The sequence below is a fragment of the Sphingopyxis sp. MG genome (assembly GCF_002953155.1).
Taxonomy (GTDB): domain Bacteria; phylum Pseudomonadota; class Alphaproteobacteria; order Sphingomonadales; family Sphingomonadaceae; genus Sphingopyxis; species Sphingopyxis granuli.
Map to the genome: position 1 here is coordinate 3641924 of NZ_CP026381.1, position 23093 is coordinate 3665016.

Genomic DNA, 23093 nt, shown 5'->3' on the forward strand with positions numbered 1-23093 from the left:
CCTCCCATCAGGACGCTGTCGTCGGAAGGCGGGTCGGGGAGTGGGCTGGTGCCGGTTCCCGGCGTCAGTCGGGAAAAGCGATCGCGCCGTCAAGGGGCGGAGCGGGGCTCGGTCGCTTCGGCGAGGATCAGCGCGAAGGCGGGATCGGCGTCGTCCCACGTCGCGAGCGGGGTCCAGCCGCCGGCGCGCAGCAGCAGGCTGGCATCACGCGGGCCGTATTTGTGGCTGTTCTCGCTGTGGATCGTCTCCCCCTTCGCCATGCGATAGCGTTGCCCGTCGACGGTGAACGCCATGTCGCACGCGGCGACGAGATGCATCTCGATCCGCGCCTGCGCATCGTTCCAGACCGCGCGGTGAAGGAAATTCTCGATCGCGATATCGCCCTCCAGCTCGCGGTTGATGCGTTCGAGCAGGTTGCGGTTGAAAGCGGCGGTGACCCCCGCCGGATCGTCATAGGCGGCGGTCAGCGTCGCGCGGTCCTTGATCCGGTCGATCCCGATCAGGAGGCGCGAGCCGTCGCCCAGCGCCGCGCGCCAGTTGCGCAGCAGGTCGACCGCGCTGGCCGCGACCATGTTGCCGATCGTCGATCCGGGAAAGAAGCCGAGCTTGGGCAGCGCCGCGATCTCGCGCGGCAGCAGGACGCGCTGGGTGAAGTCGGCTTCGACCGGATAGACGGGAAGGCCGGGAAAGCGCGCCGCGAGGTCGGCGGCGCTGTCGCGCAGCATCGTCCCCGAAAGGTCGACGGGCACATAGGCGGCGGGGGCGATGGCATCGAGCAGCAGCGGCGTCTTCGTCGCGCTGCCCGATCCCAGTTCGACCACCGCGCGGCCCGGGCCGATCGCCGCGGCCATCGCGGCGGCATGGCGCTTCAGCAGGTCGGTCTCGCTGCGCGTCGGATAATATTCGGGGAGCGCGGTGATATCCTCGAACAGCGCCGATCCGGTCGCATCGTAGAGCCAGCGCGCCGGAATCGCCTTCTGCGCCTGCGACAGCCCGGCGCGGACGTCGGCGCGAAAGGCGGTGTCGACCCCGGCGGCATCGGCATCGACCTGCCGCAGATGACGGACGACGCCCATGTCAAAGGTCCCGCGCGAGGCGCAGACCGGTGAACTGCCAGCGCTGATGCGGATAGAAGAAATTGCGGTAGGAGGCGCGCGCATGCCCGCGCGGGGTCGCGCAGCTGCCGCCCTTGAGCACGAACTGGCCGCTCATGAACTTGCCGTTATATTCGCCGACCGCGCCGGGCGCGGGGCGGAAACCGGGATAGGGTCGATAGGCGCTGCCGGTCCATTCCCACACGCTGCCGAACATTTGTTGCAGTCCGGTGGCGGCGGCCTGTGCCGCGGGCTGCACCGGCCCCGCCGCGTCGAGTTGCTGCCCCGCGGCCGGGTCGAGCGGCGCGGCGGCGGCTTCCCATTCATGCTCGGTCGGCAGCCGCGCGCCGGCCCAGGCCGCGAAGGCGTCGGCCTCGAAGAGGCTGATGTGCGTCACCGGCGCGTCCGGGTCGATCTCGCGCCAGCCCGACAGGGTGAAGCAGCGCCCGTCGCGCCAATAGGCGGGCGCGTCGACGTCCTGCGCCTGCACCCAGGCCCAGCCGTCGCTGAGCCACAGCGACGCGGTGCGGTAGCCGCCATCGGCGATGAACTGCTGCCATTCGCCGTTGGTCACCGGACGGCTGGCGAGCGCGTGCGGCGTCAGAAGCACGGAAAAGCGCGGAACTTCACAGTCGAATGCGAAGCCGTCGCCGTCGTGGCCGACCGCCACGATACCTTCCGCGCCGGTGACCCAGGTCAGCGCGCCCGCCGGGTCGGGTGCGGATGCGGAAGGCGCGGAAGAGCGCGCGGCTTCAAACGCGAATCGCGGTTCGGGCTCCCATAGCGCGGGGCCGAGCGGGTTCTGCGCGAACAGATGCTTGATGTCGGTGAGCAGCAATTCCTGATGCTGCTGCTCGTGCTGGATGCCGAGTTCGATCAGCGCGTGCGCGGCGGGCGGCAGGCCGGGCAGCGCCGCCTGCACCGCCGCATCGACATGGTCCCGCCACGCGCGCACCTGATCGAGCGACGGACGCGTCAGCAGCCCGCGGCGCGCGCGCGCGTGGCGCGGCCCCTCCGCCTCGTAATAGCTGTTGAAGAGATAGGGGTAGCGGTCGTCGAACAGCCGATAGCTGGGTTGGTGATCGCGCAGCACGAAGGTTTCGAAAAACCATGTCGTGTGTGCGAGATGCCATTTGGCGGGCGAGGCGTCGGGCATCGACTGTGCGCTGACGTCGGCGTCCGACAGCGGCGCCGCGAGGTCGAGCGTCAGTTGCCGCGTCGCGGCGAAGCGCCGCGCCAGATCGGAGACACCGGAAAGCGAAGCGGACGAAACATCTATTCGGCTGGCCATGTCGAAACAATCCGCGAGAGGGCGATTCGGTTTCGCGAGCGGGGAACTATGCACGGATACGCGGCGATTGTCCAGAACATATAGGGAACGATCGCCATCACCCTGCCCCACTGCACACGGGCACGGATGTCTCAAAGACGATCGATCTACCGCTCGCCGCTCCAGGCCGCCTCGATATCGGTCCGTGCGAAATCATCGCCTTTGAACAGCAGCGGCTCGCCCGCCGCCTTCGCCAGGGCATAGGCGAAGCAGTCGCCGAAGTTCAGCCCGGCCTTGTGGCGTCCCTTGCCGTAGTCGAGAAAGGCCTGTCGGGCCAGCTCGCCCTGTTCGACCGTCACGGGTTCGATCGCGATGCCTGCGCGCCGAAAGAAGTTTTCCGCCTGACGCATCCCTTGGGGTCCGAGCTGGCTTTCGACGACCATCGATAATTCGACATGATTGGCGACGCTGATGCGACAGCTTTCGGCATCATGGATCAGCCGGACGAAGGACGGACCTTCGGGTTCGTGATAAAGGATCGCGACCAGAGCAGAAGTGTCGATTATCACTGCATCACCGAGGCAGGCCGGCGTCGTCGTATAACAGTTCGGCATGATCGGCGTAGGGGCGCTTCACATGGGCAGCCGCTCGGTCGGCAATCGCGAGGAGTTCCTCCACGCTGGCCCTGGCCTTGCGGCGCTGGATCGCGGCGAGACGATCGCGCAAGGCATCCGTGACCACGCGGGTCATGCTCTGGCCAGTCGCCCGCGCGATAGCCTGTGCGAGGCGGTGTGCCTCCGGGTCTTTGACATTCAAACTCACAATATGCCTTTCTAGAAAAACTTCTTCTTTTCTACCATAATGATCCGAATGGAACAAGGCCCCCACTCTGCTTCCGCACGGCGAGGGTCGGGCGTGTCTTGGAGTCCTGACAATTTTGGATAGGCCAGAGCCATCGTGAGCGGAGCGAAGCAATCCCGGGCAGTTTGCGCCCGCTCTGGATTGCCGCGCGGCTTCACCGCTCGCAATGACGATAACGGGGTTCCGATGGTCAGCGCGTAGCGCCGGGTTTCCAGAGGATGTCGCCGCCCGCCGCGGCGCTCAGGTGGCGCGTCAGCACGAACAGATGGTCCGACAGGCGATTGAGATAGGCGAGCGCGAGCGGGTTGAGGGCGCGGTCCGCCCCCGCCGCGACCGCCGACCGCTCGGCGCGGCGCGTCACCGCGCGCGCGAGGTGGAGCCGCGCCGCCGCTTCGCCGCCGCCGGGCAGGATGAAGCTGCGCAGCGGATCGAGCGCGGCGTTCATCGCGTCGATCTCTGCCTCCAGCCGTTCGATCTGGCCGGGGACGATGCGCAGCGCCATGTCGTGCGGGCCGAAGCCGTGCTCGGCATCGGCGGGGGTCGCGAGATCGGCGCCGAGATCGAACAATTCGTTCTGGATGCGGGCCAGCATCGCCGCTTCGTCGCCGTCCGCGGGCAGCGCCGCGACCGCGATGCCGATCGCGCTGTTCGCTTCGTCGACGTCGCCGACCGCCTGCATCAGCGGCGCCGACTTGGCGATGCGCGAGCCATCGACGAGCCCCGTCGTGCCGCGATCGCCGGTGCGGGTGTAGATCTTGTTGAGCTTGACCATGGGATTCCTACGGAGAGCTCGGCACCGGCCCACGCCCCCACCCGGCCTCCCAACGCAATGTTACGCTGTTTGGGAGGCCGGGTGGGGGCGTGGGCCGGTGCCGCATACGGGCGAAGCGCTCAGGAACCGGCCGCCGTCACACCGATGATGATGAGCAGGATGATGGTGATCGCCTGCCATTTGATGCGGGCCATCATCATCCGGTTCTGCATCACCTGATTGTCGTGGATCGCCCCCTCGGTCGTGGCGCGATGCCCCTGCGCGAAATAGATGAGACCCCGCGCGAGCGAGAAAAGGACGAGACCGGCCGCAACGACGACCGCGAGGACGAGCAGAATCTGCATTCCCCCTATTTAGGCCATCCGCAGCGAATATCCAGCGGGAAGGCGCCCGGCGCGCAAATCATTCGCCAGCGCGCCCCCGTCGACGCCCTTTTCGCGCAGCATCGCGAGCGTCGCGGCGCCGTCGCGCTTGGCGAGCCGCCGGCCGTCGGCACCGCAGACGAGCGCGTGGTGGCGATAGCGCGGCGTCGGCAGGGCGAGCAGCGCCTGGAGCAACCGGTGAACGTCGGTCGATGCGATCAGGTCGGCGCCGCGCACGACGTGCGTCACCCCCATCGCGGCATCGTCGATCGTACTCGCGAGATGATAGCTGGCCGGCGCGTCCTTGCGCGCGAGCACGATGTCGCCGTGCGCGGCCGGATCGGCGAGCCGCACGCCCTGCCCCTCCTCCTCCCAGCGAAGCGGACCCGCGAGCGCCGCGGCGCGCCCCATGTCGAGCCGCCAGCAATGCGGCTCGGCCGCCCGGCGCCGCTCGCGCTCGGCGGCGGTCAGGCGGCGGCAGGTGCCCGGATAGAGGGGGCCGGCGGGACCGTGCGGCGCCGCGAGGCTGGCGGCGATGTCGGCGCGGGTGCAGAAACAGGGATAGACGAGCCCGCGCGCCGCCAGATCGGCGAGTGCCGCGGCATAGGCGTCGAGATGCGCCGACTGGCGCACCGGCGCCCCGTCCCACGCCAGCCCGAGCCAGGCGAGGTCGGCGAGCGCCGCCGCGACATGGCTTTCGCGCGAGCGGCCGCCGTCGATGTCGTCGATACGGATCCGGAAGCGGCCGCCCGCCGCGCGCGCCGCATCGTGCGCGAGCAGCGCGCTGTAGGCGTGGCCGAGGTGCAGCTCGCCGGTCGGGCTGGGGGCAAAACGGGTCAGCATCGAACGGCGCACTTATCCATATGCTGTGGCGAAACGACAGCGAGCTTGCCACATATTGCGGCACATGCCCTCTTGACGTCGGAATCCGTTGCGTGATGTAATGCTGCTGTCACTCGGGAAAGGCAGTGGCGCGCCATCCCGCACCACAGGGGGTTGCGCAGCGAAGCCATGTTCCATCCCGATCTTGCCCGCCATCCCGATCATTGTCCCGCGCTGGTCCTCAACGCCGACTATACGCCGCTGAGCTATTATCCGCTGAGCCTGTGGTCGTGGCAGACCGCGGTCAAGGCGGTTTTCCTCGACCGCGTCACCATCGTCGAGAATTACGAGCGCGAAATCCGGTCGCCGACGCGCACCATGCCGATCCCCAGCGTGATCGCGCTGCGCCAATATGTGAAGCCGTCGCAATATCCCGCCTTCACGCGCTTCAACCTGTTCCTGCGCGACCGGTTCGCCTGCCAATATTGCGGGTCGGGCAAGGATCTGACCTTCGATCACGTCGTGCCGCGCCGGCTGGGCGGGCGGACGAGCTGGGAAAATGTCGCGACCGCCTGCGCGCCGTGCAACCTGAAGAAGGGCGGCCGCACCCCCGCGCAGGCGCACATGCCGCTGCACCGCCAGCCGTGGCGCCCGACAAGCTGGCAGCTTCAGGACCACGGCCGCGGCTTTCCACCTAATTATCTGCACGAAAGCTGGATCGACTGGCTGTACTGGGACGTGGAACTGGAAGGCTGAACGGCGCGTATCGGGACGGGTCAGCCGGGGTTCATTCGCGCAGCCCTAGCCGGCCGGCAGCCTTTTCGCAGGAGAACAGCCGTGGTCCCCATCGCCCGCGCCGTCGCGCTCAGCCTCACCGCCCTGTCGCTCGCCGCCTGCGCGACGATCATGCCGTCCGAAGAGCCCGTCACGGTGACCGGCAGCATCGCCTATCGCGAGCGCATCGCACTGCCGCCGACGGCGCAGGTCGAAATCCGGCTCGACGACGTCAGCCTCGCCGACGCCCCCGCGCGCACGCTGGCACGTCAGGCCTTCACCGCCGACGGCCGGCAGGTGCCGTTCGCTTTCTCGCTGACCGTCGACCGGAACCGGCTCGATCCGCGCCACACTTATGCCGTCGCCGCGCGGATCAGCGATGCCGACGGCCGGCTGATGTTCATCACCGACACGCACAACGGCGTCGATTTCGTCGGCAAGGCGCGGGTCGACATGGGGACGCTGAATCTGGTCCGCGCGCGCTGACCGCGCGACGCGCCGCTTGACCGCACCCCTTCGCAGGTGCAGCAAAGGCGCCATGAACCAGCCGATCCAGATCAGCCAGAATCCCGACATCCGCTATCTCGGGCGGATATTGGGCGAGGTCATTCGCGCGCAGGGCGGCGAGACGCTGTTCCGCCGGACCGAATATATCCGTTCGGCGAGCGTCGACCGGCATCGCGGTATCGCGGGGGCCGAGGCGATCGACCCGGGGCTCGACGCGCTGAGTCTCGACGACACAATCGCCTTCGTGCGCGGCTTCATGCTCTTTTCGATGCTCGCCAACCTGGCGGAGGACCGGCAGGGCGTCGCCGCCGAGCCCGGGGCGACGGTGGCGGCGGCGCTCGAGCGGCTGGCGGCGGAGGGAATCGACGGCGATGCGGTGACGGCACTGCTGGAGCGGGCGCTGGTCGCCCCGGTGCTGACCGCCCACCCGACCGAGGTGCGCCGCAAGTCGGTACTCGACCACAAGAACCGCATCGCCGAACTGATGCGGCTGCGCGACGCGGGGCGCGAGGAAACGCCCGAGGGCGACAGCGTCGAAGCGGCGATCCGCCGCCAGATCGCGCTGCTGTGGCAGACGCGGCCGCTGCGCACCGAACGCTTGTTCGTCGCCGACGAGATCGACAATGCGCTCACCTATCTGCGCGACGTCTTTCTGCCGGTCGTGCCGCGGCTCTATGCGCGCTGGGAAAAGGAGTTGGGGCGGCGCCCCGCGAGCTTCCTGCGCGTCGGAAGCTGGATCGGCGGCGACCGCGACGGCAATCCCTTCGTCACCGCCGAAACGCTGGAGACGGCGACCGGACGCAACGCGGCGGCGGTGCTCAGCCATTATTGCGACGCGGTGCATGCACTCGGCACCGAGCTGTCGGTATCGCAGACGCTGGCCCCGGTGCCCGAAACGGTCACGGCACTCGCCGATGCGAGCGGCGACGAAGCGCCGAGCCGCAGCGACGAACCCTATCGCCGCGCGCTGTCGGGCATCTATGCGCGGCTGTGCGCCACCCATGTCGCGATCGTCGGCCACCCGCCGCCGCGCCCGTCGATGCTGGCGGGCGAGCCCTATGCCGCGCCCGCCGATTTCCGCCGCGACCTCGTCACCCTCGCCGACGGGCTGTCTGCGGGGGGCGAGGGGCAGCTCGGCGGGCTCGGCGCGCTGGGGCGGCTGATCCGCGCGGTCGAAGTCTTCGGCTTCCACCTCGCGACGCTCGACATGCGCCAGAACAGCGCGGTGCACGAACGCGTGCTCGCCGAACTGCTGCGCGTCTCGGGGGTCGAGGGCGATTATCTGGCGCTGGACGAGGAGGCGCGCGTCGCGCTGCTGCGCCGCGAACTGGCGGTCGATCGGCCGCTCGCCGCGCCATGGCACCGGTGGAGCGAGGAAACGGCGGGCGAACTGGCGATCGTCCACGCCGCCGCCGCGATCCGCGCGCGGCTGGGGCGCGAGGCGATCTGCCAGTGGATCATCAGCAAGGCCGAAAGCCTGTCCGACCTGCTGGAGGTCCATGTCCTCGCGCGCGAGGCGGGGCTGTGGTCGGGCGATGCCGACGATGCGCTGATGGTCGTGCCGCTGTTCGAGACGATCGCCGACCTCGATCAGGCGCCCGCGATCATGGCCGCCTATTTCGCGCTGCCCGAGATCGCGCAGCGCGTCGGCGCGCGCGGGTCGCAGGAAGTGATGATCGGCTATTCCGATTCGAACAAGGACGGCGGCTATCTGACCTCGACCTGGGGACTGCATCAGGCATCGGCGGCGCTGACCCCGGTGTTCGCGGCGGCGGACACCGCGATGCAGCTGTTCCACGGACGCGGCGGCGCGGTCGGGCGCGGCGGCGGCAGCGCCTTCGCGGCGATCCGCGCCCAGCCCGCGGGCACGGTGCAGGGCCGCATCCGCATCACCGAACAGGGCGAGGTGATCGCGGCCAAATACGGCACCACCGACAGCGCCGCGACCAATCTGGAGGCGATGGTGTCGGCCAGCCTGCTCGCCAGCCTGGAGCCCGAGGCGAAGAGCGCGGCCGATGCGGTGCGCTTCGCGGGCGCGATGGATGCGCTGTCCGATCATGCCTTCGCCGCCTATCGCGGGCTTGTCTACGACACGCCGGGCTTTCGGGATGTCTTCCGCGCGATGACGCCGATCGCGGAGATCGCGACGCTGAAGATCGGGTCGCGCCCGTCGAGCCGGACGAAGAGCAGCGCGATCGAGGACCTGCGCGCCATTCCCTGGGTGTTCAGCTGGGCGCAGGCGCGCACGATGCTGCCCGGATGGTACGGGACGGGCGAGGCGTTCGCCGCCTTCCCCGACCAGACGCTGCTCGCCGAGATGGCGGCGGGCTGGCCCTTCTTCGCGGCGCTGCTCGACAATATGGAGATGGTGCTCGCCAAGTCCGACATGGGGATCGCGGCGCGCTATGCCGGGCTCGCGAGCCATATCGACGGGCATGACGCGATCTTCATGGCGATACGTGACGGCTGGCAGCGCGCGCACGACGGCCTGCTGCGGATCACCGGCCAGTCGCGGCTGCTGGAGAAGAATCCGGCGCTCGAAGCGTCGATCCGGCTGCGCCTGCCCTATATCGAGCCGCTCAACCTGCTCCAGATCGAGCTGATGAAGCGCCACCGCGCGGGCGAGACCGACCCGCGCATCGCCGAGGGCATCCAACTGACGATCAACGCGATCGCGACGGCGCTGCGGAATAGCGGGTAGCGCAAAGCTCAACCATCACCGTTCGCATCGAGCGAAGTCGAGATGCCCATCGGGAAAGCGAAGCGCAAGACCGACGGGTGTCTCGACTTCGCTCGACACGAACGGAGCGAGGGTCTGGGGATTCGATCAGGCGTCGATGCTGGTCTTCAGGTCGCCGTGGACCAGCCCGCCGTCGACAGCGATCGTGTCTCCGACGACATAGTCGCCCGCCTTCGACGCGAGGAAGATCGCGGCGCCGGCCATGTCCTCCGGCGCGCCGATGCGCTTCACCGGAATGCTCTGCGCGACCGCGTCGCCATGGTCGCGCGCCGCCTTGTTCATGTCCGACTGGAAGGCGCCCGGTGCGATCGCGGTGACGATGATATGATCCTGCACCAGCCGCGCCGCGAGGCGCTTGGTGAGGTAGAGGATCGCCGCCTTCGACGCGTGGTAGCTGTATGTCTCCCACGGGTTGAGCCGCATGCCGTCGATCGAGCCGATGTTGATGACCTTCGCCGGCCGGTCCGCCGTGCCCGCGGCCTTGAGCAGGCCGTGCAGCGCCTGCGTCAGGAAGAAGGGTGACTTGACGTTGATGTCCATCACCTTGTCCCAGCCCGCCTCGGGGAAGCCCTCGAACGGTTCGCCCCACGCGGCGCCGGCGTTGTTGACGAGGATGTCGAGCCGCTCCTCGCGCGCCTCGAGTTCCTTGGCGAGGCCGCGGCATCCCTCGACGGTCGACAGGTCGACCGGCAGGCCGACGACCTTGCCGGGGTAGCGGCTGTTGAAATCCTCGACCGCCGCCTCGACCTGCGCCGTCTTGCGCGCCGAGATATAGACGCACGCGCAGCCCGCGGCGAGGAAGCCCTCGACGATCATCGCGCCGATCCCGCGCGAGCCGCCGGTGACGAGCGCGATGCGGCCGTCGAGGCCGAACATGTCAGTGAGGTTCATAGGATTATCTCTCTTCCGTTCGTGCTGAGCTTGTCGAAGCACCGTCTTCCCCGCGACGCCCGAAAGAAGGGACGGCCCTTCGACAAGCTCAGGGCGAACGGGGTTTGAAAACTCCTGGGCGGACTTAGTATCCGTTCATCCGCGCGACCTGGTCGATGTGGTAATGCACGTCGCCCATATATTCGGCGAGCGCGCGGTCGCGTTTCATGTAGAGGCCGATGTCATACTCGTCGGTCATGCCGATGCCGCCGTGCATCTGGACGCCCTCGCGCACCGCGAGATTGGCGGCGCGGCCGGCCTTCGCCTTGGCGACCGAGACCATCAGCTTCGCGCCCTCGCTGCCCTCATCGAGAAGCTGCTGCGCCTTCATCACGGTGGCGCGCGCGACTTCCATCTCGCCATAGAGATGCGCGGCGCGGTGCTGGAGCGCCTGGAACTCGCCGATCAGCTTGCCGAACTGCTTGCGTTCCTTGAGGTAGGTGACCGTCATGTCCATCGCGCCCTGCCCGACGCCGACCATCTCGGCCGCGGCGCCGGTGCGGGCGGCGGCAAGCAAGGCATTCAGCACCGCCTCGCCCGCGTCGACCTCTCCGATCACCGCGTCGGCGTCGACCTCGACGCCGTCGAGCGTGACGTGGCTCGCAAGGCTGCTGTCCACCAGGCGGCGCGGGTCGGCGGTCAGCCCCTTCGCATCCCTGGGCACCGCGAACAGGGTGAGGCCGCCGTCGGTCTTGGCCGCGACGATGCTCATGTCGGCGACATGGCCGTGGAGGACGAAGCTCTTCTTCCCGTCGAGGCGGAAACCGTTGCCGGCGCGCGTCGCGGTCGTGGCGATGCGGTCGGGGCGGTGCTTGGCGCCCTCGTCGATCGCCAGCGCGACGATCGCCTCGCCCGCCGCGATCGCGGGAAGCCAGCGGTCGGCCTGCGTCCCGCCTGCCTTCGCCAGCGCGGCGACCGCGCCGACGCTGGTCGACAGGAAGGGCGATGGCGTTAGGTTGCGCCCAATCTCCTCGAGCACGATGCCCGCCTCCATGTGGCCCATGCCGAGGCCGCCGTGCGCTTCCGGCACCAGCATGCCGGGCAGGCCCATTTCGACGAACTGCGCCCACAGATCGCGCGAGAAGCCGGTGGCATCGGCGCTGTCGCGAAGCTGGCGGAGGTGCGCGACCGGCGCCTGTTCGGCCACGAAGGGCGCGACGCTGTCCTTGAGCATCGCCTGGTCGTCATTGTGATAGAGCGGCATAGAAACTCCCTCTCCCCTTCAGGGGAGAGGGCCGGGGAGAGGGGAAGTCGCCCCGGCCCTCTGAAAAAACACCAACGGAAGTGGGGTGCGTCCCCCTCTCCCAACCCTCTCCCCTGAGGGGGAGAGGGCTATTTTCACGCCCCCGGCAGATCCAGGATGCGCTTGGCGATGACGTTGAGCATGACCTCGCTCGTCCCGCCCTCAATCGAATTGGCCTTGGTGCGCAGCCAGGTGCGCGCGCGCGCGCCGCCCTTGCTGTCCTCGCTATCCCATTCGAGCGCCTCGCTGCCGCCGCCCGCCATCACCAGTTCGTGGCGGCGCTTGTTGAGCTCGGTCCCGACATATTTCATCATGTTCGACGACGCGGGATGTGCGCGGCCGGTCTTCCACATGTCCATGAACCGCTCGCCCATCGCGCGATAGGCAAAGACGTCGACGTCGAACGCCGCCATTTCGGCGCGCAGGATCGGGTCGTCGAGCTCGCCCTGCTCGTTCCGGCCGATCGCCTTCGCGAAGGCGCCGCCGATGCTGACCATGTCGCCGCCCGCGCCGCCACCCGAGATCATCTCGCGTTCGTGCCCGAGCAGATATTTGGCGACGTCCCAGCCGCGGCCCACCTCACCGACGAACTGCGTCTTCGGCACCTTCACATCGTCGAAGAAGGTTTCGCAGAAGGGGCTGTTGCCGCTGATCAGCAGGATCGGCTTGGTGGTGACGCCGGGGCTCTCCATGTCGAAGAGCATGAAGGTGATGCCCTGATATTTGTTCGCCTTGTCGGTGCGGACGAGGCAGAAGATCCAGTCGGCCTTGTCGGCGTAGCTGGTCCAGATCTTGCTGCCGTTGACGACCCAGTGATCGCCCTTGTCTTCGCCGAAGGTTTGCAGGGACACGAGGTCGCTGCCCGAACCCGGTTCCGAATAGCCCTGACACCAGCGGATTTCGCCGCGCGCGATCTGGTTCAGATAATGGACCTTCTGCTCCTCGGTCCCGAACTTGAGCAGCGCCGGGCCGAGCATCCAGATGCCAAAGCTGTCGAGCGGCGAGCGCGCGTGGATGCGCTTCATTTCCTGACGCAGGATCTTCGTTTCTTCGGGGCTGAGGCCGGCGCCGCCATATTCCTTCGGCCAGTCGGGAACGGTATAGCCCCTGGCGACGCACGCTTCGAGCCATTGTTTCTGCGCCGCGTTCTTGAACACGAACTTGCGTCCGCCCCAGCAGACGTCGTCCTCGTCGCGCACGGGCTCGCGCATTTCGGGGGGGCAATTGGCTTCCAGCCAGGCACGCACCTCGGCGCGGAAAGCGTCCGGATCGCTCATCTTCACAGGCTCCTCTTCTGCCGCGCAAACTAGTAGGACTCGGCAAGTTTACGCAAGCGTCAACTTGGATGCGACAAGCTGCCGCTACGGCGCCGTAGCGTCGGTTTGCGAGCCGTTGACGCGCCTTCCCGTGCGCCTAAGCTGGGTGGCAAAAGAAAACGGGAGAGCAGACAATCATGCGATTCGCAGGCAAGGTCGCCGTCGTCACCGGCGCGGCATCGGGGATCGGCAAGGCCGCCGTTCTGAAACTGGCGAGCGAAGGGGCTCACGTCTTCGCCGCCGACATCGACGAAGCCGGCGGGCAGGCGCTCGCCGCCGCCTCGAACGGCCGGATCGATTTCATCCGCTGCGACGTGACGCAGCCGGCCGACATCGAGGCGCTGATGAACGCCGCGGCCGCCAAGGGCGGCGGCATCGACATCGTCTTCAACAATGCCGGCGCGGGCGGCGACCGCGCCCCGATCGACGAGATCGCGCCCGAAGGCTGGGACCGCACGATGGACCTGCTGCTGAAATCGGTCGCGATGGGCATCCGCTATGCCGCGCCGCACATGAAGGGGCGCCCCTCCACGAAAAACGGGGGCGCGAGCATCGTCAACACTGCGAGCGTCGCGGCGATGGGCGCCGGCTATTCGCCGACCGCCTATGCCGTGGCGAAGGCGGGAGTGCTGCACCTGACCAAGGTCGCGGCGACCGACCTCGCGCAATATGGCATCCGCGTCAACGCGATCTGCCCCGGCTTCATCAACACCAACATCTTCACCGAATCGCTCGAAGTGCCCGAAGCGAGCAAGGACGCCGCGAAGGCGATCATCGCCGACATGAGCGCGCACGCGCAGCCCGTCGCGCGCGGCGGCCAGCCCGAGGACATCGCCAATGCGGTCGCCTATCTGGCGAGCGAAGACGCGGGCTTCATGACCGGCACCCACATGCTGGTCGACGGCGGGCTGACGATCGGCCAGCGCCATGCCTGGGACCCCAATGAACCGGGGATGTTCGACGCGCTGACGGCGATGGAGGAAGCGGCGAAGGCCGGGGCGGCCGCGTGACCGCCGCCGCGGCGGAGGCGCGGCTGCCGCTGCGCCTCAAACTCTATCACGGCCTCGGCAGCATCGCCTATGGCGTGAAGGACAACGGTTTCTCGACCTTCCTGCTGCTTTTCTACAATCAGGTGCTGGGGATGGACGCGAAGCTGGTCAGCCTCGCGCTGATGCTCGCGCTCGTGCTCGACGCCTTCGTCGATCCGGTGATCGGCTATTTGTCCGACCAGACGCACACGCGCTGGGGCCGGCGGCTGCCGTGGCTCTATCTGGCGCCGATCCCGCTCGCCTTCGCCTGGTTCGCGCTGTGGACGCCGGACGCCGACGCCGCGCCCGGCTTCTGGCACCTCGTCATCGTCGCGATGATCGTGCGCAGCCTGGTGTCGTGCTGCGAGGTGCCGTCGGTCGCGCTGCTTCCCGAACTGACGCGCGATTACGACGAGCGGACGACGCTGATGCGCTATCGCTTCCTGTTCGGCTGGGCGGGCGGGCTGCTGATGCTCTTCCTCGCCTATGACGTCTTTCTCGCCAAGTCGCTGCTGCAGGTCGAGGGCTATTATCAATATGGGCTGTTCGGCGGACTGCTGATGGCGGCGACGGTGCTGGTCTCCGCCGCCGGGCAGCATCGCTGGGCGGCGCGCTGGCCCGAACGCAAGCCGTCGGCGCTGCGCATCGGCACCGCCTTTCGCGAGATTCGCGAGGCGCTGAGCCATCCGGCCTTCCTCGTTCTGCTCGCGGCGGGGGCGATCGCCTATACGAGCCAGGGGGTGACCTTCTCCATCTCCAACTATCTCTATATCTTCATCTGGCGCTTCTCGCCCGGCGCCTTCATGCTCTATCCGTGGGTGCTGTTCGCGAGCGTCGTCGGCACCTTCCTGCTCGTCGGCCCGGCGCACCGTCGCTTCGGCAAGCGCGCGACCGCGATCGCCGGCGGGCTGATCGGCATGGCCTTCTGGGTCACGCCGTTCCTGCTGCGCCATTTCGGCGCCTGGCCGGTCGAGGGCAGCACCGCCTCGACCGCCGGCCTGTTCGTCTTCTTCTTCCTCGCCAACCTGTTCAGCGTCGCGGTGATGATCTCCGGCGGGTCGATGATCGCCGACATCGTCGAGGCGTCGGAGGTCGAGACCGGGCGGCGCAGCGAGGGCACCTTCTTCGCCGGCAATTTCTTCATGCAGAAATGCGCGACCGGGCTCGGCATCTTCGTCACCGGGCTGCTCGTCGATATCGCGGGCATCCCCGAAAAGGCCGACCCGGCCAAGGTTCCCGAGGCGGTGATCGACGATTTCTCGCTCTATTACTGCGTGCTGGTGATCCTGTTCGCGGTCGTCTCCTCGCTGATCTTCCGCTATTATCCGATCGACCGCGCCGACCATGAGGCGCGCGTCGCGGCGCTGGCGAGCGCGCAGGCGGCGGCAGAGGAGCAGCGATGACCGCCGCGCCGCCCGCGGGCCTGCTGCCGACGCGGATCAAGCTAGCGCACGGGCTGGGCAGCGTCGCGCTGGGGGTGAAGGAGGCGGGGCTCACCACCTTCTTCATGATCTATTACAACCAGGTGCTCGGCTTCGACCCGCGCATCGTGTCGCTGGTGCTGATCGGCGCGATGTTCGTCGACGGGCTCGCCGACCCGCTGATCGGCCGCCTGACCGACGCAACGCGCACGCGGCTGGGGCGGCGGCTGCCGTGGCTCTATGGCGCTGCGGTGCCGATGGCGATCGCCTGGACGCTGCTGTGGCTGTCGCCCGACATTGCGACCCATTCGACGCTGGGCCTCGCACTCAACCTGATCGCGGTGCGCATCCTGGTGTCGGCGTGCGAGATTCCGTCGATCTCGCTGGTCGCCGAGCTGACCCACGACTATGACGAGCGCACCGCGCTGATGCGCTATCGCTTCCTGTTCGGCTGGCTCGGCGGGCTGCTCGCGACCGCGCTTGCCTATGGCTATTTCCTGAAATCGGACGATCCGGGCCAGAACGGCCTGCTCGATCCGTCGGGCTACGCCGCCTTCGGGCTGTTCGGCGCGGTGCTGATCCTCGTCTCGACGCTGGGTTCGGCGGCCGGGCAGCATCGGCGGATCATGACGCTGCCGCCGCGTCCGCCGGTGCAGCGCCACGGGCTCGCGATGCTCGCCGACATCGCGCTCGCCTTCCGCAATCCCGCCTTCCTGGCGCTGACGAGCGGGGCGCTGTTCCTCGTCACCGGCTATGCGACGATGATCGCGTCGGTCAATTACATGATGCTTTATGTCTGGCAGCTCAGCGACGCGCAGCTCGCCTGGTATCCGGCCGGGCTCGCCATCGCGGTGTTCGGCGCCTTCTTCGCGGTCGGCCGCGCGCACCGCCGCTTCGGCAAGCGCGACACCGCGGTCGGCGCGATCCTGTTCAGCGGCGCGGTTGGATTCCTGCCCTATGCCGCGCGCAACCTCGGCTGGTGGGCCGAACTGGGCGGCTGGCCGTCGATGATCCTGCTGCTGGTCTTCATGACCGTGTCGCTGCTCGGTTTCGTCGTCGCGACGATCTCCGCCTCGTCGATGGTCGCCGAGATCGTCGAGGCGCACGAGGTCGAGCACGGGACGCGGATCGAGGGGGTCTTCTTCGCCGGCTATCTGATGACCCAGAAATTCGGCCAGGCGCTCGGCATCTTCCTGGTCGGCGAACTCGTCGTCTTCGCCGGGCTCGGCGACCGCGTCCGGCCCGAGGATCTGGCGCCCGGCACCGCCACCGCGCTGGCGTGGGCCTTTGCGGGCGCGATGGTTTTGATCTCCATCATCGCCGCGCTGCTGCTGCGCCGCTATACGATCGACCGGGCCGGCCACGAGGCCCGCCTCGCCGCCCTCGCCTCGACCAGGCGCGAGGGGCCGACACCGTAGCGGAAGATTGCGCGCGCTTTGCGCTTCGGGCAATTTTCTGCGCCGCGGGACTTGGCAAAGGGGGGCGAATCGGCCCATAGGCTTACGTGAACGTAAAGGGAAAGGAAGCTGCGATGGATTTCGACCTCACCGATCGGCAGAAGCACTGGCAGGGCCGGGTGCGCGAATTCATCGAACGCAAGGTGCGGCCCGCGGTCCCGACCTACAAGGAGCAGGATGCGGCGGGCGACCGCTGGAAGGTGATCCAGATCGTCGAGGAACTGAAGGCCGAGGCGAAGGCCGCGGGCATCTGGAACCTGTTCATGCCGCCGCGCAGCGACGCACACCATCATGTCGACGAGACGTTCGAGTTCGAGGGGCCCGGCCTCACCAACCTCGAATATGCGCTGTGCGCCGAGGAGATGGGCCGCGTCGGCTTCGCGAGCGAGGTGTTCAACTGCTCGGCGCCCGACACCGGCAACATGGAGGTGTTCCATCGCTACGGCACCGCCGCGCAGAAGGAAAAATGGCTGAAGCCGCTGATGAACGGCGAAATCCGTTCGGCCTTCCTGATGACCGAGCCGCAGGTCGCCTCGTCCGATGCGACCAATATCGAGACACGGATCGAGCGCGACGGCGACGATTATGTGATCAACGGCATCAAATGGTGGTCGTCGGGCGCGGGCGATCCGCGCTGCAAGGTCGCGATCGTGATGGGCAAGACCGACTTCGGCGCCAAGCGCCACCAGCAGCAGTCGATGCTGGCGGTGCCGATGGACGCGCCGGGCATCAACATCATCCGCCACCTGCCCGTCTTCGGCTATGACGACGCGCCGCACGGTCATATGGAAATCGAGCTGAAGGACGTGCGCGTCAACGCCGAGGATGCGATGCTGCTGGGCGAGGGCCGCGGGTTCGAGATCGCGCAGGGCCGGCTCGGGCCGGGGCGCATCCATCACTGCATGCGCACGATCGGCGTCGCCGAGGAAGCGCTGGAGAAGATGTGCCGGCGGCTCCAGTCGCGCGTCGCCTTCGGCAAGACGATCGCCGAGCACAGCATCTGGGAACAGCGCATCGCACGCGCGCGCATCGATATCGAGATGACGCGCCTCCTGTGCCTGAAGGCGGCCGACATGATGGACAAGGTCGGCAACAAGTCGGCCGCGGCCGAGATCGCGATGATCAAGGTGCAGGCGCCGTCGATGGCGCTGCAGATCATAGACGACGCGATCCAGGCGCATGGCGGCGGCGGCGTCAGCGAGGATTTCGGCCTCGCCAAGATGTATTCCGGGCAGCGCACGCTGCGCCTTGCCGACGGGCCGGACGAGGTTCACGCGCGCGCCATCGCCCGCATCGAGCTTGCCAAGCATTCGGCGGCGCTGAACGACCCGGGCTTTTCGTCGGGCGACGTCGGGGTTTCGCGTTAAATCTTGAACCGTTCGCCCTGAGCCTGTCGAAGGGCCGTTCTTTTCTTTTGACGACATGAAGGAAGAACGGTGCTTCGACAAGCTCGGCACGAACGGCAATGAGGGAAGCATAGAATGACCAAAGCCGCCGTCCTGATCGAACCCGGCAAGCCGCTCGTCATCGAGCAGATCGTCGTCGACGCGCCCGGCCCGCACGAGGTGCGCATCCGCACCGCCGCCTGCGGCCTGTGCCATTCGGACCTGCATTTCATCGACGGCGCCTATCCGCACCCGCTGCCCGCGATCCCGGGCCACGAGGCGGCGGGGATCGTCGAGGCGGTCGGCAGCGAGGTGCGCACGGTCAAGCCCGGCGACGCGGTCGTCACCTGCCTGTCGGCCTTCTGCGGCCACTGCGAATTTTGCGTGACGGGCCGCATGTCGCTGTGCCTCGGCGGCGACACGCGGCGGCCGGCCGGATCGGCGCCGCGCATCACGCGGCCCGACGGATCGCCCGTCAACCAGATGCTCAACCTCAGCGCCTTTTCGGAGGTGATGCTGGTCCACGAACATGCCTGCGTCGCGATCGACCCGGAGATGCCGCTCGACCGCGCCGCGGTGATCGGCTGCGCGGTGACGACGGGCGCGGGAACGATCTTCAACGCCTGCAAGGTCACGCCGGGCGAGACGGTCGCGGTCGTCGGCTGCGGCGGCGTCGGCCTCGCGACGATCAACGCCGCGAAGATCGCGGGCGCGGGGCGCATCATCGCCGCCGACCCGGTGCCCGAGAAGCGCGAGCTGGCGATGAAGCTGGGCGCGACCGACACGGTCGACGCGCTCGCCGACGATGCTGCGAAGCAGATCGTCGAGATGACCAGGGGCGGCGTCGATCATGCGATCGAGGCGGTCGGGCGCCCGGCTTCGGCAAAGCTCGCGGTGGCGTCGCTGCGCCGCGGCGGCACCGCGACGATCCTGGGCATGATGCCGCTCAATGAACAGGTCGGGCTCGGCGCGATGGACCTGCTCGCGAGCAAGAAGCTGCAGGGCGCGATCATGGGCGGCAACCGCTTCCCGGTCGACATTCCGCGACTGGTCGATTTCTACCTGCGCGGACTGCTCGACCTCGACAGCATCGTCGCCGAGACGATTCCGCTCGAGAAGATCAACGAGGGATTCGACAAGATGAAGAAGGGCGATGCCGCGCGGTCGGTGATCGTGTTCGATCAGTGATCCTCCATCCCCTTGCTCAGCCCGAACGGGAAAAGAGGCCCGCATGACGACAGCAATGGACGCACAGAAACTTTTCTCCGGCACCGTCGCGCCCGAGGGCGCCGACATCCTCGACGAGGCGAAGCTGACGGCGTGGATGGAAGCGAATGTCGAAGGCTTTCAGGGACCGCTGACGCAGAGCAAGTTCGCCGGCGGCCAGTCGAATCCGACCTACAGGATCGCCTCGCCGTCCGGCAATTATGTGCTGCGCCGCAAGCCCTTCGGCCCGCTGCTCCCCTCGGCGCACGCAGTCGACCGCGAATACAAGGTGCAGGCGGGGCTCCACAAGATGGGCTTCCCGGTCGCGCGCCAGTACGGACTGTGCACCGACGAAAGCGTGGTGGGAAGCTGGTTCTATGTGATGGACATGGTCGACGGCCACACCATCTGGGACGGGTCGATGCCGGGATCGACGCCGGAGAATCGCCGCGCCACCTATTTCGCGATGATCGACACGCTCGCCGCGCTGCACGGCGTCGATGTCGCGGCGGCGGGGCTGTCCGATTTCGGCAAGCCGGGCAATTATTTCGGCCGTCAGGTCGACCGCTGGACCAAACAGTACAGGCTGTCCGAAACCGAGACGATGGACGAGATGGAGCGGCTGATCGCGTGGCTGCCCGCGACGCTGCCCGAACAGACGCGCACCAGCGTCGTCCACGGCGACTATCGCATCGACAACATGATCTGGGCCAGCGATCGGCCGCAGGTGCGCGCGGTGCTCGACTGGGAACTGTCGACGCTCGGCGATCCGCTCGCCGATTTCACCTATGTCGCCATGGCGTGGGTGACCGAGAACGGCGGCCGGTCGGGCGTCGCCGACCTCGACCGCAAGGCGCTGGGCATTCCCGAGCTCGAAGAGGTGGTCGAGCGCTATTGCGCGGCGACCGGGCGCGACAGCGTGCCCGACATGAACTGGTATTTCGCCTATAATTTCTTCCGTCTCGCGGGCATCATGCAGGGGATCAAGAAGCGCGTCATCGACGGCACCGCTTCCTCCGCCCATGCGAAGGAGATGTCCGAACGCGTCCTGCCGCTCGCGCAGCGGGCGTGGGAGTTTGCCAGAAAGGCCGGCGCATGAATCTGTTCGACATGCAGGGCGAGGTCGCGCTGATCACCGGATCGTCGCGCGGCATCGGCAAGGCGATCGCCGAGGCGATGGCCGCGCACGGCGCAAAGGTCGTGATTTCGAGCCGCAAGCAGGACGCCTGCGACGCCGTCGCCGCAAAGATCAACGCAAAACACGGCGCAGGCACCGCAATCGCCGTTGCCGCGAACATCTCCTCGAAGGAGAACCTGCAGCATCTGGTGGACGAGACGGTGGCCGCCTTCGGCCCCGTCACCGCGCTCGTCTGCAACGCCGCCTCCAATCCCTATTACGGTCCGTCGGCGGGGATCAGCGACGATGCGTTCCGCAAGATTCTCGACAACAACATCCTGTCGAACCACTGGCTGATTCACATGTGCGCCCCGGCGATGACGGCGGCGGGCAAGGGGTCGATCACGATCATCAGCTCGATCGGCGGGCTGAAGGGATCATCGATCATCGGCGCTTATTGCATCTCGAAGGCCGCCGACATGCAGATGGCCCGCAATCTGGCCGACGAGTTCGGGCCCGCCGGCGTACGGGTGAACTGCATCGCGCCGGGCCTGATCAAGACCGATTTCGCCCGCGCGCTGTGGGAGAGCCCCGACACGCTGGAGGTGTCGACGCGCCGGTCGCCGCTGCGCCGCATCGGCGAGCCGCACGAGATCGCGGGCGCCGCGGTCTTCCTCGCGAGCCCGGCGGGCGGCTTCACCACCGGCCAGACGATCGTCATCGACGGCGGCAACACATCGAGCGGAGGCTGAATATGGGCGCTTTGGACGGCAAGATCGCGATCATCACCGGCGCGGGCAGCGGCATCGGCCGCGCGAGCGCGCTGCGCTTTGCCGCCGAGGGCGCGAAGCTGGTCATCGGCGACAAGACGGCGGCGGTGCATGACACGGCGCAGGCGGTGAAGGATGCGGGCGGCGAGGCCGTCGCGCTCGAAATCGATGCGGGGGTCGAGGCCGACGTCGCGAAGCTCGTCGCAGCCGCCAAGGAGACTTACGGCGGGCTCGACATCGTCTTCGCCAACGCCGGGATCATCGGCGACATGGGCGGCATCTTCGACATCACGCCCGAAGGTTTCGCCGAGACGCTGCGCGTCAACCTGATCGGCCCGGCGCTGATGGTGAAGCACGCCGGCAAGGCGATGGTCGACCAAGGCCGCGGCGGTGCGATCGTGCTGACCGCGAGCGTCGCGGGGATCAATTCGGGCGCGGGCCCGGCCGCCTATTCGGCGTCGAAGGCGGGGGTCATCAACCTCGCCAAGACCGCGGCACAGCAGATGACGAGCGCCAATGTCCGCGTCAACGCGATCTGCCCCGGCCTGACCGAGACGGGAATGACCCGGCCGACCTTCGACTATGCCAAGGAAAAAGGCGTCACCCACAAGATCGGCCAGCTCAATCCGCTGAAGCGCGCAGGGCAGCCCGAGGAGCTGGCGAACGTCGCCCTCTTCCTCGCGAGTGACCAGGCGAGCTATGTCAACGGGCAAGCAATCGCGGTCGACGGCGGCCTCACCAGCTCGCACCCGGTTACGCGCCAGCTTCTCGGCCAGACCTCGCACTAGAACGGAGACGATATGGGTCACGGTTTCGATACGGCGCGGCTGGATCGCATTCCAGCTTTTCTATCCGCCAAATATGTGGAGACGGGCCGCCTGCCGCATGCCGCGACGCTGGTGTCGCGGCGCGGCGAGATCGCGCATCTGTCGTGCATCGGCGACGGCCGTCCCGGATCGGCGCTGAAGGAAGATGCGATCTTTCGCATCGCCAGCATGAGCAAGCCGATCACCTCGGTCGCCTTCATGACGCTGGTCGAGGAAGGCAAGGTCGCGCTGAGCGACCCGCTGGTCAAATTTTGCCCCGAGTTCAGGGACACCGGCGTGTTCGTCGCGGGGGGCGGCAACGTCCCCTTCCTGACCCGGCCGCCGGCGCGACCGATCCTGATGGTCGACCTGCTCCGCCACACCGCCGGGCTGACATACAGCTTTCAGGAGCGGACGCCGGTCGACGCCGCCTATCGCAAGACGAAGATCGACGATTTCGACGCCGACTACACGATGGACGGTTTCATCGAGGGGCTGGCGAAGATTCCGCTGCAATTCGACCCGGGCGCGCACTGGAACTATTCGATGGCGACCGACGTGCTGGGCGCGGTGATCGAACGGATCGAGGGCAAGCCCTTCGCCGCGGTGCTCAAGGAGCGCATCTTCGATCCGCTCGGCATGGCCGACACCGGCTTTCAGGTGCCCGCCGACCAGCAGCACCGGCTGACCGACTGCTATGCCTTCGACCCGAAGGAGAAGATGAAGCCGTTCGACAGCGGCGACCGCAGCCGATGGGCCAAGGCGCGCAGCTTCCATTCGGGCGGCGGCGGGCTCGCCTCGACGCTGCACGACTATCACCGTTTCTGCCTGATGCTGCTCGGCGGCGGCAAGCTGGAGGGGACGCGAATCATCAGCCGCAAGACGCTGGACCTGATGACGGCGAACCACCTGGTCGGCGGCGGCGACCTGACGCAGCACAGCGTCGGCATCTTTTCCGAGGACGAGAATGCCGGGGTCGGCTTCGGGCTTGGCTTCGCGGTCACGCTCGACCCCGCGCATGCAGGCATTCCCGGCTCGGCGGGCGATTATTATTGGGGCGGCATGTTCTCGACCGGTTTCTTCGTCGATCCGGTCGAAGAGATGTGCATGGTCTTCATGACCCAGCTCATGCCCTCTTCCACCTATCCCGTGCGGCGCGAGGTCAAGACGCTCGTCCACGCCGCGATCGACGATTGACCATTAGACCAAGGA

The 23093-nt window shown here is 67.6% G+C and carries 22 protein-coding genes; 12 read left to right on the forward strand and 10 right to left on the reverse strand.

The genetic code is table 11. The features are described from left to right. Positions 1–89: 89 nt before the first annotated feature. The 7 genes from egtD to gluQRS all read right to left on the reverse strand — a co-directional run bounded on the left by egtD (position 90) and on the right by gluQRS (position 5202). Positions 90–1076 (reverse strand): L-histidine N(alpha)-methyltransferase, encoded by a 987-nt coding sequence (egtD, locus tag C3E99_RS16665; protein ID WP_067112645.1) that lies wholly within the window; start codon positions 1074–1076, stop codon positions 90–92. Position 1077: 1 nt separating this feature from the next. Next, on the reverse strand, positions 1078–2385 hold the full coding sequence (gene egtB / locus C3E99_RS16670; RefSeq protein ID WP_067186470.1) for an ergothioneine biosynthesis protein EgtB: 1308 nt from the start codon (positions 2383–2385) through the stop codon (positions 1078–1080). A 146-nt stretch (positions 2386–2531) separates the two neighbouring features. Next, a complete protein-coding gene (locus tag C3E99_RS16675) occupies positions 2532–2933 on the reverse strand; it encodes a type II toxin-antitoxin system VapC family toxin (protein ID WP_067112639.1) in 402 nt (133 codons plus the stop codon). 4 nt (positions 2934–2937) lie between these two features. Beyond that, positions 2938–3252: a type II toxin-antitoxin system VapB family antitoxin gene (locus tag C3E99_RS16680; RefSeq protein ID WP_324787686.1), complete on the reverse strand. Its 315-nt coding sequence runs from the start codon at positions 3250–3252 to the stop codon at positions 2938–2940. Between the two features lie 163 nt (positions 3253–3415). After that, complete coding sequence (locus C3E99_RS16685) at positions 3416–3997, reverse strand: cob(I)yrinic acid a,c-diamide adenosyltransferase (RefSeq protein ID WP_067186472.1); 582 nt, start codon at positions 3995–3997, stop codon at positions 3416–3418. 119 nt (positions 3998–4116) lie between these two features. Beyond that, a complete protein-coding gene (locus C3E99_RS16690; protein WP_067113372.1) occupies positions 4117–4341 on the reverse strand; it encodes an HIG1 domain-containing protein in 225 nt (74 codons plus the stop codon). Between the two features lie 9 nt (positions 4342–4350). Next, positions 4351–5202: a tRNA glutamyl-Q(34) synthetase GluQRS gene (gluQRS, locus tag C3E99_RS16695; protein WP_067186474.1), complete on the reverse strand. Its 852-nt coding sequence runs from the start codon at positions 5200–5202 to the stop codon at positions 4351–4353. A 168-nt stretch (positions 5203–5370) separates the two neighbouring features. Between gluQRS and C3E99_RS16700 the strand changes: the two genes are divergently transcribed. The 3 genes from C3E99_RS16700 to ppc all read left to right on the forward strand — a co-directional run bounded on the left by C3E99_RS16700 (position 5371) and on the right by ppc (position 9163). Then, positions 5371–5937: an HNH endonuclease gene (locus C3E99_RS16700; RefSeq protein ID WP_067113387.1), complete on the forward strand. Its 567-nt coding sequence runs from the start codon at positions 5371–5373 to the stop codon at positions 5935–5937. An 81-nt stretch (positions 5938–6018) separates the two neighbouring features. After that, complete coding sequence (locus C3E99_RS16705) at positions 6019–6441, forward strand: YbaY family lipoprotein (protein WP_199775028.1); 423 nt, start codon at positions 6019–6021, stop codon at positions 6439–6441. A 52-nt stretch (positions 6442–6493) separates the two neighbouring features. Beyond that, complete coding sequence (gene ppc / locus C3E99_RS16710; protein ID WP_067186476.1) at positions 6494–9163, forward strand: phosphoenolpyruvate carboxylase; 2670 nt, start codon at positions 6494–6496, stop codon at positions 9161–9163. Between the two features lie 126 nt (positions 9164–9289). Here ppc and C3E99_RS16715 read toward each other — a convergent pair whose 3' ends face one another. The 3 genes from C3E99_RS16715 to C3E99_RS16725 all read right to left on the reverse strand — a co-directional run bounded on the left by C3E99_RS16715 (position 9290) and on the right by C3E99_RS16725 (position 12652). Then, positions 9290–10093 (reverse strand): SDR family oxidoreductase, encoded by an 804-nt coding sequence (locus C3E99_RS16715; protein ID WP_067186478.1) that lies wholly within the window; start codon positions 10091–10093, stop codon positions 9290–9292. Positions 10094–10217: 124 nt separating this feature from the next. After that, positions 10218–11336 carry an acyl-CoA dehydrogenase family protein gene (locus tag C3E99_RS16720; protein ID WP_067113384.1) on the reverse strand — a complete coding sequence of 373 codons (1119 nt, stop codon included), beginning with the start codon at positions 11334–11336 and terminating at the stop codon, positions 10218–10220. 134 nt (positions 11337–11470) lie between these two features. Then, entirely contained in the window at positions 11471–12652 is a 1182-nt protein-coding gene (locus C3E99_RS16725; RefSeq protein ID WP_067109766.1) for an acyl-CoA dehydrogenase family protein, read from the reverse strand. 176 nt (positions 12653–12828) lie between these two features. Between C3E99_RS16725 and C3E99_RS16730 the strand changes: the two genes are divergently transcribed. From C3E99_RS16730 to C3E99_RS16770, 9 genes are all read left to right on the forward strand, one after another. Beyond that, entirely contained in the window at positions 12829–13701 is an 873-nt protein-coding gene (locus C3E99_RS16730) for an SDR family NAD(P)-dependent oxidoreductase (RefSeq protein WP_067186480.1), read from the forward strand. Further along, positions 13698–15122, forward strand: coding sequence for an MFS transporter (locus tag C3E99_RS16735; RefSeq protein WP_234002519.1), 1425 nt, complete (start codon positions 13698–13700; stop codon positions 15120–15122). The genes C3E99_RS16730 and C3E99_RS16735 overlap by 4 nt, the downstream gene beginning before the upstream one ends. Continuing rightward, on the forward strand, positions 15119–16558 hold the full coding sequence (locus C3E99_RS16740) for an MFS transporter (protein ID WP_067186482.1): 1440 nt from the start codon (positions 15119–15121) through the stop codon (positions 16556–16558). The genes C3E99_RS16735 and C3E99_RS16740 overlap by 4 nt, the downstream gene beginning before the upstream one ends. Before the next feature lie 113 nt (positions 16559–16671). Then, positions 16672–17964, forward strand: coding sequence for an acyl-CoA dehydrogenase family protein (locus C3E99_RS16745; RefSeq protein ID WP_067186483.1), 1293 nt, complete (start codon positions 16672–16674; stop codon positions 17962–17964). Between the two features lie 114 nt (positions 17965–18078). Further along, positions 18079–19170, forward strand: a complete 1092-nt coding sequence (locus C3E99_RS16750) for a Zn-dependent alcohol dehydrogenase (protein ID WP_067186485.1) — start codon at positions 18079–18081, stop codon at positions 19168–19170. Between the two features lie 43 nt (positions 19171–19213). Further along, a complete protein-coding gene (locus C3E99_RS16755) occupies positions 19214–20287 on the forward strand; it encodes a phosphotransferase family protein (protein WP_067109741.1) in 1074 nt (357 codons plus the stop codon). Further along, positions 20284–21057: an SDR family NAD(P)-dependent oxidoreductase gene (locus C3E99_RS16760; protein WP_067186487.1), complete on the forward strand. Its 774-nt coding sequence runs from the start codon at positions 20284–20286 to the stop codon at positions 21055–21057. The genes C3E99_RS16755 and C3E99_RS16760 overlap by 4 nt, the downstream gene beginning before the upstream one ends. 2 nt (positions 21058–21059) lie before the next feature. Then, a complete protein-coding gene (locus C3E99_RS16765; protein WP_067186489.1) occupies positions 21060–21863 on the forward strand; it encodes an SDR family NAD(P)-dependent oxidoreductase in 804 nt (267 codons plus the stop codon). Positions 21864–21875: 12 nt separating this feature from the next. Then, positions 21876–23078, forward strand: coding sequence for a serine hydrolase domain-containing protein (locus C3E99_RS16770; RefSeq protein ID WP_067109733.1), 1203 nt, complete (start codon positions 21876–21878; stop codon positions 23076–23078). Positions 23079–23093 lie beyond the last annotated feature (15 nt).